Origin of the sequence: Gordonibacter pamelaeae 7-10-1-b (assembly GCF_000210055.1) — a bacterium.
GTDB classification, from domain to species: domain Bacteria; phylum Actinomycetota; class Coriobacteriia; order Coriobacteriales; family Eggerthellaceae; genus Gordonibacter; species Gordonibacter pamelaeae.
Genome location: NC_021021.1, coordinates 1,556,343 through 1,569,718 on the forward strand (window position 1 = coordinate 1,556,343; position 13,376 = coordinate 1,569,718).

12 protein-coding genes are annotated in these 13,376 nt (G+C 65.3%); 5 read left to right on the plus strand and 7 right to left on the minus strand.

Annotated elements, in window-relative coordinates; genetic code table 11:
• A partial coding sequence (locus GPA_RS07190; protein ID WP_041239230.1) for a hypothetical protein occupies positions 1-351 on the plus strand: 351 nt, incomplete at its 5' end.
• Positions 352-437: 86 nt separating this feature from the next.
• Here the strand turns inward: GPA_RS07190 and GPA_RS07195 are convergent.
• Together GPA_RS07195 and GPA_RS07200 are read right to left on the minus strand one after the other, a co-directional pair.
• Positions 438-1,106, minus strand: coding sequence for a haloacid dehalogenase type II (locus GPA_RS07195; RefSeq protein ID WP_015539447.1), 669 nt, complete (start codon positions 1,104-1,106; stop codon positions 438-440).
• A 168-nt stretch (positions 1,107-1,274) separates the two neighbouring features.
• Positions 1,275-2,708, minus strand: coding sequence for an SLC13 family permease (locus GPA_RS07200; RefSeq protein WP_015539448.1), 1,434 nt, complete (start codon positions 2,706-2,708; stop codon positions 1,275-1,277).
• 341 nt (positions 2,709-3,049) lie between these two features.
• Between GPA_RS07200 and GPA_RS07210 the strand changes: the two genes are divergently transcribed.
• Complete coding sequence (locus tag GPA_RS07210; protein WP_049784058.1) at positions 3,050-4,489, plus strand: SLC13 family permease; 1,440 nt, start codon at positions 3,050-3,052, stop codon at positions 4,487-4,489.
• 90 nt (positions 4,490-4,579) lie between these two features.
• On the opposite strand, the gene GPA_RS07215 is transcribed toward GPA_RS07210, so the two are convergent.
• From GPA_RS07215 to GPA_RS07225, 3 genes are all read right to left on the minus strand, one after another.
• Complete coding sequence (locus GPA_RS07215) at positions 4,580-5,977, minus strand: helix-turn-helix transcriptional regulator (protein ID WP_015539449.1); 1,398 nt, start codon at positions 5,975-5,977, stop codon at positions 4,580-4,582.
• 151 nt (positions 5,978-6,128) lie between these two features.
• A complete protein-coding gene (locus GPA_RS07220) occupies positions 6,129-7,058 on the minus strand; it encodes a sensor histidine kinase (RefSeq protein WP_041240240.1) in 930 nt (309 codons plus the stop codon).
• A gap of 110 nt (positions 7,059-7,168) precedes the next feature.
• The gene (locus GPA_RS07225) at positions 7,169-7,864 is read right to left on the minus strand and encodes a response regulator transcription factor (RefSeq protein WP_015539450.1); all 696 of its coding nucleotides are present in this window, start codon (positions 7,862-7,864) and stop codon (positions 7,169-7,171) included.
• Between the two features lie 124 nt (positions 7,865-7,988).
• On the opposite strand from GPA_RS07225, the gene GPA_RS07230 reads away from it, so the two are divergent.
• Positions 7,989-8,768: a type III pantothenate kinase gene (locus GPA_RS07230; RefSeq protein ID WP_041239232.1), complete on the plus strand. Its 780-nt coding sequence runs from the start codon at positions 7,989-7,991 to the stop codon at positions 8,766-8,768.
• A 13-nt stretch (positions 8,769-8,781) separates the two neighbouring features.
• Here GPA_RS07230 and GPA_RS16750 read toward each other — a convergent pair whose 3' ends face one another.
• A complete protein-coding gene (locus tag GPA_RS16750) occupies positions 8,782-9,090 on the minus strand; it encodes a hypothetical protein (protein WP_156790962.1) in 309 nt (102 codons plus the stop codon).
• A 174-nt stretch (positions 9,091-9,264) separates the two neighbouring features.
• Entirely contained in the window at positions 9,265-9,624 is a 360-nt protein-coding gene (locus GPA_RS16760; RefSeq protein ID WP_167536616.1) for a type II toxin-antitoxin system RelB/DinJ family antitoxin, read from the minus strand.
• Positions 9,625-9,849: 225 nt separating this feature from the next.
• On the opposite strand from GPA_RS16760, the gene GPA_RS07245 reads away from it, so the two are divergent.
• Both GPA_RS07245 and GPA_RS07250 read left to right on the plus strand, forming a co-directional pair.
• Entirely contained in the window at positions 9,850-11,538 is a 1,689-nt protein-coding gene (locus tag GPA_RS07245) for a formate--tetrahydrofolate ligase (RefSeq protein WP_041239233.1), read from the plus strand.
• A gap of 162 nt (positions 11,539-11,700) precedes the next feature.
• On the plus strand, positions 11,701-12,948 hold the full coding sequence (locus tag GPA_RS07250; RefSeq protein WP_041239234.1) for an ATP-binding protein: 1,248 nt from the start codon (positions 11,701-11,703) through the stop codon (positions 12,946-12,948).
• Positions 12,949-13,376 lie beyond the last annotated feature (428 nt).

Genomic DNA, 13,376 nt, shown 5'->3' on the forward strand with positions numbered 1-13,376 from the left:
CTGGACGACGCCCTGCGCGCCGCGGCCGGGCGTCTCGATGGCTGGAGCACGGGCCCCTGCCGCGAAGCCGCCGCACGCGCCCGCGTGCGCGGCTACCGCGACATCGCGAAGCTCTACCGCCAGCTGCAGGAGGTGGAGCAGGCCGCCGCGCACCTCTGCCTCGACCTGGCGGAGGGTGCCCGTCCTTCCGGGCTCCTCTCGTCCTGCCCGGCCTGCGGCCTCATCGTGACTGGCCGCCGTCCCGCCTTCTGCACCGTGTGCACGAAGCCCGGCTTCGAGTTCGAGGACGTGGAGGCGCCCGCGGCACCCGGCGATGCGTCTGCTGCGCTGAAGCCGGAAGGCGCCGCGTAGCGGCGAGCGACGGTTTCGCGGGCGGCGGTTCTGCAGAGCGGCGACGGGCATCGACTTCGCGAGCGACGGCTTGCGGGGCCGTCGCGCTAGGCCGAGGCCTCCACCATCTCTGCGAGTTCCAGCAAGTTCGTCGCCTCGTAATCCGCGCGCACGCCCAGCTCCTCGGGCGGCAGGCCGCGGCGGTTGAGCCAGCCCACGGTGAAGCCGAACGCCTTCGCGCCGGCCACGTCCCAGCCGTTCGACGACACGAACAGCAGACGCTCCCGCGCGACGCCCAGATGGTCCACGGCCAGCTGGTACACCTCGGGCCGCACCTTGAACAGCCCCGTCTCGTCGGCGCTCAGGCAGGCGTCCAGGTGCGCGCCCAGCCCGGAGCGCGCGACCAGCGGCTCGATCATCCCCAGGTTGCCGTTCGTGAGGATGGCCTTCTTGCGCGTGCCGAACCGGGCCATGGCCTCTATGACCTCGGGGTACATCTCAAGCTCCAGATAGGTTGCCATGATGGCCGCGATCTTCTCCTCGTCGCCCTCCAGGCCCAGCTCGGCCAGCGTGTAGCGCAGCGCGTCCTCGGTGACGTGCCAGAAGTCCGCATAGCGCCCCATGAGCGTGCGCAGCCACGAGTATTCCAGCTGCTTCTGCCGCCACAGACGGCTCATGGCCGCCCCGCTGGCGGGGTACTCCTCCTCGCACTTCCGCTCAACCGAGTACACGTCGTACAGCGTGCCGTACGCATCGAACGCGATAGCCTCTATCATGTCGCTTTCCTTCCCCTGACTTCCCCTGTGCGGCCGCCGTCGTTGCGACCCGGATCTATTGTGCGCCGAAACCGCGGGCCCGGCAAGCGCCAAAAGGGAAGGGCCCGGACCCCTTGCGGGGTCCGGGCCCTGGAAACGCGAGTCCGCAGAGAGCTCGAACGTTGCGAATCAGTACCCCACCAGGCCCACGAGCGGGGCGAGGATGGTGGCGTGAAGGATCATCATGGCGATGGTCGGCGCGATGCCGGCCTTGAAGAACTCGCCCATCTTCCACTGGCCGTGCTTGAACGTCATCATGTTGTTGCTGTCCACGCCCAGAAGGAACGTCGTGTTGGCGTTGAACGCGATGATGATGGCGAACACGGCGGCCGACACGCCCATGGCAGGTCCCATGCCCGCAAGCGGGATGAGGCTGATGGCGATGAGCGCCGGGCCCACCGGGATGATCAGGCGCATGAGCGGCAGCGCCACGGCGGTGGCGGCGACCACGGCGAACGCCGACACGGCCATCTTGCCCACGGTTGCGCCGAAGAGCCAGCTCGCCGCGCCCTGCTCCTTGATGCCGCCTGCGATGGACTGCACGCAGCCGATGAGCAGCACGATGGCCCACTGCACGCTGGCGATGTACTCTTTCCAGGTGAGCACGTCGATGCCGGGCAGGAAGAACAGCGCCAGGCCCGCGACGGCGATGGCCGTGGCATCCCAGCCCGTCCAGTTGCTGGCCACCCAGGCCACGATCATGAGCGCCAGGATGGCGAGCACCTTCTTGTCGAACCCGTCGAGCTTGCCCACCGAGGCGCCCGACTTCTCGATGGCGAGCATCGTCTCTTCGGAGATGCGATCGGTCTTGAAGATGAACACCACCGACAGCCAGCACACCACCAGAAGGATGAGGGCGATGGGCGCGCAGATGATGACCCAGTCGAGGAACGAGATGGTGAAGCCCGCGTTCGCGCCCAGCATGTTCAGCGTCATGATGTTGAGCGCCGAGCCGGCCGGCGTGATCATGCCGCCCATGCACGAGGCGTACGCGATGCCTATCATGAGCGCCTTGCCCAGGTTGGCGGCGTGCTTCGCGGTGCCGTTCTTCTGCTCCACCTCGATGATGCTGGACATGGCGATGCCCGCGAACAGCGCCGTGCAGGGCAGGTTCGACACGAACGCCGAGATCACGGCCGTGGCGATCATGAACATGAGTACCGTGAGCTTCGCGTTGCCCTTCGTGATGTGCATGAGCGTGAACACGATCTTCGTGGGGATCTTCGTCTTCAGCAGCGCCGACGTGATGCCGAACGACGCCAAGATGAAGAAGATCACGTTGCTGATGAAGTTCGCCCATACGCCGGGCGTGCCGTTGTACGGGAAGATGCCGAATCCCGGCATGAGGCACATGAGCGCCAGGCCCGAGATGGCCATGGGCACCGGCTCCGTCACCCAGAGCACGATGCCGGACACCATGAGCGCGATGGCCATCTTGCCCGCGTAGGACAGGCCCTCCGGCGTGGGCAGGAAGTGCGCGATCACGATGATGGCCACGGCCACGCCGATGAGCGCCAACCGCTTGCCGAGCGACGTGCCTTGTTGCTTGTTGTTGTCGGACATGAGATGAATCAACCCCCTTGCTTTTCCAGTAGGATCCTTGTTCGATCGGAGCTTCGGACGATCCCCCTTTCTTCGCTGTCCCTCGCGCGAGCGGCGCGCCTCTTTTCCGAATGCTCGCATCCCACTATCTCCGAGCGCGCAAGGCCGCGAATCGAGTAGCCGTTGCTAAAACCGGGGGAAGTCATCGAAAAATCCGTATGAAGAGCCTGCACGAAGGGGGTCATACGCACAGTAGTATGGCGTTCGTGCGCTTTCCTTTCAGGCGTCCGATTCGCGGGCAGCGCGTTCACGTTATGGTGGGCGCCTGTTCGAGGGCTCGACGTGCGAGGGGGAGGTAGACGATGGGCGGAGACGGGCGGGATACGCGACGCAGCCAGGCGCCTGCTGGCGGCGCGGCGGCCAAGAGGGCCGCGTGCGTCGCGGTGGCGGTGGTGCTGGTTGCGGCGGCTTGGCTGGGGCCCACGCCGGAGGGGCTTACCGAGGCGGGGAAGATGTCGCTCGCGCTCATGGTGGCGGGCATCTTCCTGTGGGTGACGGAGCCGGTGCCCGTGGCCATCTCGGGCCTCGTCATGATGGTGCTCATGCCCGTGTTCGACGTGCTGGAGTTCAACGGCGGCGTGTGGAGCGGGTTCATCAGCAGCGTGATCTTCTTCATCTTGGCGTCGTTCGGCATCACGGCGGCGCTGCTGAAGACGAAGATCCCCACGAAGATCGTGTTCGCGCTCATGCGTCTGACGAAGGGCAACGCGCGGGCCACGGTGGGCGCGTTCATGGTGTCGGCGGCGGTGCTGTCGTTCTTCATCTCCGACCTGCCGTGCACGGCGCTGTTCGCGGGCATCGCGGTGTCGAGTATCCTCAAGATCGAGGGGTGCGAGCCCGGCAAGTCCAACCTGGGGCGGGCGCTCATGATAGGCATCACGTACGCATCGGTGGTGGGCGGGCAGTCCATCCCGTCGGGCAGCGCCATGAACATCATGGCCATGAACGTGCTGGCCGCCAACACCGGCATCGAGATATCGTTTCTGGACTGGACGGCCATCTGCATGCCCATCGCGCTCGTGCTGCTGGCGGCATGCTGGCTGTCGGTGACGCTCGTGTTCCGCCCGGAGCCCATCTCGGCGGCCACCATGGCCTGCATCGAGGAGAAGGGGCGGGCCGTGGGCCGGCTGGAGACGCTGGACTGGAAGGTGCTCGGCATCATGGGCGTGACGTTCGCGCTGTGGATCGCCAGCAACTGGACGGGCTGGGACGCCACGGCTATCGCGGTGCTCTGCCTGGTGCTGTTCTTCCTGCCGGGGCTGGACGTGCTCACGTGGCGCGAGTACACGGCGTCGGTGTCGTGGAGCATCGTGCTGCTCATCGGCTGCGTGCAGTCGCTGTCGGGCGGCGTGAAGGAGCAGGGGGCGGCCAGCTGGCTGTTCGGCTCCACCGTGGGCAAGCTCGCTGTGAGCGGCGGGGCCGTCGTGGGCGCCACGGCGGCGCTGCTGCCGCTTCTGCGCCTGGTCATTCCCGTGGGGCCGGCGTTCATCGCCATCTGCCTCATCCCGCTCGCGTCGCTTTCGACCGCGTTCGGCGTGAGCCCGGTGGTGTTCACGGTCATCGTGGCGGTGAACGCATCCACCACGTTCCTCATGGGCGTGGACAGCAACAACATGCTGTCGTTCCGCTACGGCTACTGGAAGATGACCGACTTCTTCAAGGCAGGCGTGCTGCCCACGCTGGCCATGGTGGCGCTGCACGCCACCGTGCTCGCCCCGCTCGTGGCGGCCGTGGGGTACTAGGCGGGCACGAGCACCCTGCGGCGTCCGAGGGCGCGGCAGGCGGCGTGCGTCGCACGTTCGGCTCGCCCGCCTGCAAGCTCCGTTGGCGCCCTACTGGTACACGACCTCCGTGGAGTCCACGATGCTGATGAGCTCCTGCTGCGAGTTGATGCCCATCTTCTGGTAGATGTGGTACACGTGCGTCTTGGCCGTGTACGCCGAGATGTTCAGCTCGTCGGCGATGAACTGGGCGTTGCGCCCTTTCGCCAGGTAGTACAGGATCTCGCCCTCGCGGTTCGACAGCTTGTAGGTCTGCGCCGCCTGGTTGCAGCGCTGCTTGAAGTAGCCGCCCTCCGCGATCTCGGCCTTCACCGTCTTGTCGGCGAACGTGTTGTCCTTGAACGGCACGAACGCAGCCAGCAGCGCCAGGGCGAGCAGCAGGCCGAGCGCCAGGTACGGCACGTAGGCGAACAGGCTCGGGTCGGTGCGCTCGATGGCCATGCACGCGACCCAGCTCACGATCATGCCCGCCGGCAGCACCAGCTGGCCGCGCGCGATGCGCCAGAACGGCGAGGGGTGGCCGCTCGCGAAGCCCACGAGCGCGCTCATGTTCGAGAAGTCCAGGTACACGTACACGCCGACGATGAACAGGCAGCACGCCAGCATGAGCCCCGGCCCGAGGAACGCGAGCCCCAGGAATCCCACCACCAGCAGCAGGAGCGCCACCTTCTCCGCGGTGCCGAACGGCACGTAGCGCTTCACCAGCACGCTCAGCGCCAGGTGCAGGCCGGCGCCGCATGCGATGGCCGCGGCGATGGCCAGCGGGTCCACGGCGTCGAGGTTCGCGCACAGCAGGTAGAGCGCGATGCCGAACAGCGCGCCGAACACGGCCACGGTGAAGCCGGTGAGCGGGAACAGGCGCGTCTGCTCGAGGGGTGCCTCGGGTTCCTGCTCGCTGCCCACGATATGGGTGCGCACGTAGTGGAGCACGGCCAGCGACGCCAGGGGCAGCAGTACGAGCGCCACGTCGCCGTAGGGCGGGCGCAGCTCGCACGCGAACAGGTAGATCACGGCTCCTGCCAGGGCGCTTGCCGACAGGTACGCCCCCACGTCCTTCTGCCAGCCCACCATGAACACCTTGGGCCACAAGAGGAAGACGAGCGAGAACCCGCAGCCGCCCAGGAACCAGGCGGCGAAGAACGCGGCTGGAGGGACGGCCAGGTAATGCGCTGCGAGGTTGAGCAGCCCGAGCGGCAGCGACAGCAAGGCCGCCGCCCAGGGGAGCGGGTCGTGCTCGGTGCGGCCGAAAAGGTCGCGCTTCAGGTACACGAGCAAGAGCACGGCCAGCACGCCCACGAGGAACGCCAGCTTGAGCGCAAGCGACAGGTCGCCGGCATGGCTGGCCGGATAAGGGCTCAAGAGCACGAGGTAGAACCAGGCCCAGAAAGAGGCGAACCCCGCCGAGGCCACTGGAAGCATGGTTCTCACATGCGCTTTCTTCACTTTCATAGTGCGTTGCCTTCCCCTGAATCTCTGCATAGGCCGCCTGCGCCGGCGGCGCGTCGTTCCATTATAGGCAAACCGCTGCGATGGAAGGCGCAGACCGTGGCCGAGGGCAACGTTGTTCCGACGCCGTTGCGCAGCGGTGCTCCCGGTGTCCCTAGGCTTTCGCCGGGACTGCCTCCGCCGGGATGGACGGCAGCGCCACGATGAAGCAGGCGCCGCCCTCGGGCAGGTTGATGGCCTCGACCGTGCCGTCGTGCGCCTCCACCACCGATTTCACGATGGCCAGCCCCAGCCCCGTGCCGCCCGTGCCGCGGCTGCGCGAGGCGTCGGCGCGGTAGAAGCGGTCGAACAACAGCTTGGGGTCGGCGTCGCCGAAGCCGGGGCCGTCGTCCTTCACGGCCAGGATGGAGTTGCCGCGCAGGCCGAACAGCTCGATCGTGATGTGCCCGCCCGGGTCGATGAAGCGGCTCGCGTTCTCCACGAGGTTCGTCACGGCCTGCTTGAGGCGGTCCGGGTTGCCCAGCACGTCGGGCGCCTCGCCCACGATCTCGGTGTTCGCCTCCCGGTCGCGCAGGATGGGCTCCAGCGCGTCGATCACGCTGTGGGCCAGGCCTTTCAGGTTCACCCGTTGAAGTTCGAACGGCGTGTGGTCGTTCTCGATGCGCTGGAGGGCCAGAAGGTCGTTCGTCAGGCGGCTCAAGCGCTCGCTCTCGCCCACGATGATGGAGCAGAACTTGTCGTGCAGCTCGGGCGGCAGGTCGGGGTCGGAGAGCATCTCGGCGTTGTCGCGGATGGCGGTGAGCGGCGTGCGCAGCTCGTGGGCCACGTCGCTCACGAACGCCGACTGGCGGCGTTCCTTGAGCGCGAGGTCGATCTGCTGGGACTTCGTCTTCTTCACCAGCGAGTCGATGGTCTTCGACAGCTCGTCGGCCTCGTGCAGGCGCCCGTCGGGGGCGAGCGACACATCGGAGCCGGAACGGACGGCCTCGGTCTTCTTCACCAGTACGTTCAGCGGCTCGGCCAGGAAGTGGCCGATGATGAGGCTGAGCACAAACGTTGCCAGCCCGGTGGGCACGAGAAGCAGAAACGCCTTCGGCGGGGTGCCGAAGGCGATGAAGCAGGTGAGCACGATGATGGCGCCGGCGAGCAGCATGAGCAGCGTTGCCAGCAATGAGAAGTATGTCTGCAGCCTCTTTATTGTCTGAACCTGTACCCGTATCCGCGAACCGTCTCCACCAAGCCGGGATCGTACCCGGCACCCTCAATCTTATCACGGAGGCGCTTGATGTGGGTGTCGACCGTCTTGGTTTCCGTCAAGTATTCCCAACCCCACGCGTCGCGCAGCAGGTCCTCGCGCGACACCACCTTGCCGGCGTTCTTCATCAGGCTGGCCAAGAGCTCGAACTCGCGCGGCGTGAGGTCGATCTCGCCATGCTCGCCCGACGCCGTGTGGGCGTCCTCGTCCAGCGTGATGCCGCTGGCCGTGATGGCGTGGTTCGCCCCGGGGAAGTCGCCGCCGGAGCCGCGGCGCAGCAGCGCGCGGACGCGGGCGATGAGCTCGCGCACGCCGAACGGCTTGGCCAGGTAGTCGTCCCCGCCGATCTCCAGGCCAACCACCTTGTCGAGCTCCGTGTCGCGCGCCGACAGGAACAGCACGGGCACCGTGGTCTTGGAGCGCAGGCGGCGGCACAGCTCGTAGCCGTCCATGCCGGGCAGCATGATGTCGAGAACGAACAGGTCGTAGGGGTTCTTGGTCGCCAGGGCCAGGGCCTCTTCGCCGTTGTCCACCACGTCGGTGTAGAAGCCCTCCTTCTTCAGGGCGTAGCTGACGAATTCCGTTATGGAAGGCTCGTCGTCCACGACGAGGATGCGGTTCGGTGTATCGTTCATGTGATACCTTTCTACGAGTGCGTAGTCAGATAAGGGCGGCAGGCGACCGCTTGGTATAATGATCAACCGCAACTATATCCGCTCCCGTCCGTTTCGCCTGCGTCCGAGGGGGTTTGTCAAAAACATGTTACTTGCCATCGATGTGGGGAACACCCAAACCGTCATGGGGGTCTACGAGGGTGAGGTGCTCGCCCACATGTGGCGCGTGGCCACGAACAAGAGCCATACGTCCGACGAGCTGCGCGTGAAGGTGCTGCCGCTTTTGGACTCGGAGGGCATCGCGCCGGACGACCTGCAGGGGGCGGCGCTCGCCTCCGTGGTGCCGCAGCTCACGCAGGCATGGTGCGCGGCGCTGCATCGTATGCTGGGCATCGACGCGCTCGTGTGCACGGCCGCCTCGGCCGGGGAGCTGTTCCCCACCACGTACGCCAACCCCGGAGAGATCGGCGCCGACCGCGTGGCCGACGCCGTGGCCGCGCGGTCGCTCTACGGCGCGCCCGTGGTGGTGGTGGACTTCGGCACGGCCACGAACATCGAGGTGGTTGACCGCGAGGGGCGCTTCATCGGCGGCGTCATCGCGCCGGGCGTGGACACGAGCGCCGCGGCCCTGTTCTCGCGCGCCACGCGCCTGGCCGCCATCGACCTGGTGGATCCGCACACGGCCATCGGCGGCAGCACCGAGCAGGCCATCCAAGCCGGCATCGTGTACGGCGAGGCCGATCGCGTGGACGGCCTCGTGCGCCGCATCTTCGCCCAGCTAGGCTACGAAGCGCCGGTGGTGGCTACCGGCGGCCTGGCCCCCCGCGTGGCCGAGCTCTCCCAGACCATCACCGCCACGAACCCGGAGCTCACGCTGGAAGGATTGCGCCTGATCCACGAGGCGCAGGGCGGGGGAGTGGCGTAAGGACTGCCGGGGGCTACGCGGTCATCAACGCGAGCAGGTCGTGCGGGGAGAGTGCCGCGACGGGCGATTTGCGGAGCAGCGTTTCGTCGCTGGTGACGAGGAAATCCGCTTGCGAGCGCTCCATGGCGGCGAGCACGAGGTCGTCCTCTAAGTCCTCGTGGACGGTGCGGAACTTCGTCGCGATCCAGAGGTCGGACTGGTCGACGGGGACGACGGTCGCCATCTCGCCCATGGAGAGCACGCAGCCCCAGGCGTACTCGTTCACGGCGGCGATGGTTGCCGTCACCTCCGCGCCGCTGGCTCGGACCCTCCCGTTTCTCACGTTCCTCGAGCAGGTAGTAGACGTCTTTTACCGAGGAGGCGGCATAGAGCAGCGCGATCTGCCGGCTCATCGCGTGCGTGACGAGCGCCGTGGCATCGGCGCGCCCCGGCCGGTCGCTGGCGAAGAGGTCCACCCATACATTGGAGTCGAGCAGTAGCTTTGCAGGCGCCGTGGTCACAGGAGTCCCCGATCTTCCCAACGCGACAGAAGGGCCTCTCCCCGTAGCTGGCGGTCGGTAAGGGCTTCCTCGGCTTCAAGTTGAAAGCCCAGGGTGGTCTCAAGGCGCTCATGCAGGCTCAAGGCTCGTTCGAGTGCCTCGAGCTTCGCATCGGCCGCCGCCTTTGCGGATGGATCTTGGCCGCCGCCTTCGGCCTGCTGCAGAAACTGCCTCACGACCAACGGCTCGTGCGCATGCGATGCGGCAAAGCTCCAGATCGCGCGCACGGCCTGAGACGAGGAATAGCCTGCTTGAGCGAGAACGGCGTCCCCGCGCTCTTTCACCTCGGCATCGATTCTCGTATTCATCTGCGCCATGGACATTGCGACTCCTCGGTTCGTTTCTCACGATGATAGCAGTATAGCATTAATGAGGTTAGTATGCTATCTCTGGAACGGCAGTTGTTTGGGAAGCCATTGAGCCCTGGATGGCAACCCGGTTGCTGGTATTTGATGGCCCTTGCGGGAAAGTAGGTGGTCAGGGGGTGGAAAACCAGTAGAATGCAGGAAAGCGCACCGACGAGGAAAAAGGGAGGGCCCCACGTGTTGAGCGACATCGAAATTGCCCAGGCGACGAAGCCGCGGCACATCAGCGAGATAGCCGAGAAGGCGGGCGTGCCGCAGGAGTACCTGGAGATGTACGGCACGAACAAGGCGAAGGTGGACTACAACCTGCTCAAGGATCAGGAGCACACGCCGGGCAAGCTCGTTCTGGTCACGGCCATCAACCCCACGCCGGCTGGCGAGGGCAAGACCACTACGACGGTGGGACTGGCCGACGCGCTGGCGAAGCAGGGCAAGAACGTGGTCGTGGCGCTGCGCGAGCCGTCGCTCGGCCCCGTGTTCGGCATCAAGGGCGGCGCAGCCGGCGGCGGGTACGCCCAGGTCATCCCCATGGAAGATATCAACCTGCACTTCACGGGCGACTTCCATGCCATTGGAGCCGCCAACAACCTGCTGGCGGCGCTCCTGGACGCGCACATCCACAACGGCAACGAGCTGGGCATCGACGTGCGCAAGATCACGTGGAAGCGCGTAGTGGACATGAACGACCGCCAGCTGCGCAACATCGTGGACGGCCTGGGCGGCAAGGCCCACGGTGTGCCGCGTGAGGACGGTTTCGACATCACCGTGGCCTCCGAGGTCATGGCCATCTTCTGCCTGGCCACCTCCATCACCGACCTTAAACAGCGCCTGGGACGCATCGTGGTGGGCTACACCTACGACGACCAGCCGGTCACGGCGCACGACCTGCACGCCGAGGGCGCGATGACGGCCCTGCTCAAGGACGCGCTCAAGCCGAACCTCGTGCAGACGCTCGAGGGCACGCCGGCGTTCGTGCACGGCGGCCCCTTCGCCAACATCGCGCACGGCTGCAACTCCATCATGGCCACGCGCATGGCCATGGCGCTGGGCGACTACTGCGTGACGGAGGCCGGCTTCGGCGCGGACCTCGGCGCGGAGAAGTTCCTCGACATCAAGTGCCGTTTGGCGGGCCTCAAGCCCGACGCGGTGGTCGTGGTGGCCACGGTGCGCGCGCTCAAGAACCACGGCGGCGTGGCGAAGGCCGACCTCAACGAGGAGAACCTCGAGGCGCTGGAAGCCGGCCTGCCGAACCTCCTGCAGCACGTGGAGAACATCACGCAGGTGTACCACCTGCCGTGCGTGGTGGCCATCAACGCGTTCCCGACGGACACGAAGGCCGAGCTCGACCTCGTGGAGGCCAAGTGCCGCGAGCTGGGCGTGAACGTGGCGCTGTCCGAGGTGTGGGCGAAGGGCGGCGAGGGCGGCCAGGCGCTGGCGACCGAGGTGGTGCGCCTGTGCGCCGAGGGCGACGCCGAGGGCCGCAGCGCCGAGACGTTCGAGTTCTCCTACGACGACGACCTGTCGCTCGCCGAGAAGATCGAGGCCATCGCGAAGCGCATCTACCATGCCGACGGCGTGACGTTCGAGCCCGCCGCCAAGAAGGAACTCGCGCAGCTCGAGGCGCTCGGCTTCGGCGGCATGCCCGTGTGCATGGCCAAGACGCAGTACTCCTTCAGCGACGATGCAGCCAAACTCGGTGCCCCGCGCGGCTTCACCGTCACGGTGCGCCAGGTGAAGGTGTCCGCCGGTGCCGGCTTCGTCGTGGCGCTTACCGGCTCCATCATGACGATGCCCGGCCTGGGCAAAACCCCCGCGGCGTTCAAGATCGACGTCGACGAGAACGGCAAGATCAGCGGGTTGTTCTAAGTTCTGACTGTGTGAACGGGGCTCGGCGCAGATGTCGCCGAGCTCCGTTTTTTAACGGACGCCTACGCCTCCATACTTATATAAAGTCGAGCATACTCTACGATAGTCTTTAAAATCCATTGATTATCGACTATAATCGACTAAATTGAAATGGAGGCTGCTATGCGAAATCGCATTCCAAGACCACATTACCAACAACTACTCACGCGATATCGCGACACGGAATTCGTCAAAGTCCTCACCGGCGTGCGTCGCTGCGGCAAATCAACGCTGCTCGACCTGTTTATCGAGGATTTGCATGCCCAAGGCGTGCCGGAGGAGAACGTGTTCCGCAAGCGGTTCGACGAATTCGGGCTACCGCTCAACCCAACTGCCGAAGACCTCCAAGACGAGATTGCGGCTGCGCTCGATTGCGCTGATCCATCGCATATGTTCTACGTTGCTCTCGACGAGATTCAAATGGTGTCCGAGTGGGAGCGAGTCGTGCGCGGGCTCCATACGCGATCCGGGGTCGACGTGTATATAACCGGATCGAACGCCTACCTGCTTTCGTCCGACCTTGCGACGCTACTTGCAGGCCGTTACGTTGAGCTGGATGTATACCCGCTTTCTTTCTGCGAGTATCTGGAGTTTAGCTCGCGTATCCGAGGGAAATCTGACGCTGCGTTGAACACGCTGTTTGCGGACTACCTGCGGTACGGCGGCATGCCCAGCATTTTCGCGCTCAAAGAGCCCCGCGAGGAAGACATCGCGCGTGAGCTCACTGGCATATTCAACTCCGTCATCGTCAACGATGTGGCGCAGCGGTTTCAGATTCGCGATTATGCGTTGCTCGAAAAGCTGGTCGCCTATGTGTTCTCGACGTCGGGCAACCTGTTCTCGGTCAAAAGCATAGCGAACTACTTGAAGAGCGCGGGGGCGAAAGCCTCCTACGAGACGATCGACGGGTATCTGCGCGCGCTTGAGCAGGCGCTTGTTCTACACAGCGCCCTCCAAACCGGGGTCCAAGGCAAGCAGTTGCTCAGGCCGCTGAGGAAATACTATCCCGTCGACACGGGCCTGCGGAACCTTCCGGGAGGGTTCTCGGGGCGGGATGTGGGCTTCCAGCTGGAAAACGTGGTGTATTTGGAGTTGATCAGGCGAGGATTCAACGTGTCGGTGGGCACGCTCGAGAAAGGCGAGGTGGATTTCGTCGCACAGAAACGCGACGTGCGGCACTACCTGCAAGTCGTTGACTCGCTTGTTGATACAGCGACGTACGAGCGCGAGCTCAAGCCTTTGTGCATGTTAGAGGATGCCTTCCCCCGGATCATTCTCACATTGGATTGTTTGCGCGTAGGGACAACCGAAGAGGGTATCCACATCGTGAACTTGATCGACTGGCTGCGGGACCAGTCCGAGGCCCTGTGATTCGCTTGGCTGCCGGGCGGTTTTTATAGCCATCGAGCACTTCTCGGTTTCCTCAAGGTTCTCAGAATGAAACATTATCATTTTTAATGCCCGAAACGGCGCACATGCAGCCGTTCATTTTCGAGCAAGGTATTCGGTGGGGTAATGCCTCCTCACCGCGTCGCTCTCCGCTCCAAAAACACACCTCAGCGCACGAGCCGTGTTTTTGGAGCGAAGAGTGGGCCGGATGCCGCCTGGCCGCACGTCGAGGGTTCGTGCAGGTTTCTAGGCGCGCCGGGGGAAGGTGCGGACGGTGGCGTATCATACGGGGTGCCGGCATGCGCGGCGCATCCGCGTTGAGCCGGCCATCCCAATCAAACTTGACGCTCGCGCAAAAGGGAGGCGCCATGTACGACACCTCATTCATCGACGAGCTGGCCAGCGCGGCG

Coding starts and splice junctions, on each gene's coding strand:
- GPA_RS07200 (WP_015539448.1), bottom strand. CDS start 2,708: ATGTCCGACAACAACAAGCAACAAGGCACGTCGCTCGGCAAGCGGTTG.
- GPA_RS07250 (WP_041239234.1), top strand. CDS start 11,701: ATGCGAAATCGCATTCCAAGACCACATTACCAACAACTACTCACGCGA.
- GPA_RS07195 (WP_015539447.1), bottom strand. CDS start 1,106: ATGATAGAGGCTATCGCGTTCGATGCGTACGGCACGCTGTACGACGTG.
- GPA_RS07210 (WP_049784058.1), top strand. CDS start 3,050: ATGGGCGGAGACGGGCGGGATACGCGACGCAGCCAGGCGCCTGCTGGC.
- GPA_RS07215 (WP_015539449.1), bottom strand. CDS start 5,977: ATGAAAGTGAAGAAAGCGCATGTGAGAACCATGCTTCCAGTGGCCTCG.
- GPA_RS07225 (WP_015539450.1), bottom strand. CDS start 7,864: ATGAACGATACACCGAACCGCATCCTCGTCGTGGACGACGAGCCTTCC.
- GPA_RS07230 (WP_041239232.1), top strand. CDS start 7,989: ATGTTACTTGCCATCGATGTGGGGAACACCCAAACCGTCATGGGGGTC.
- GPA_RS16760 (WP_167536616.1), bottom strand. CDS start 9,624: ATGGCGCAGATGAATACGAGAATCGATGCCGAGGTGAAAGAGCGCGGG.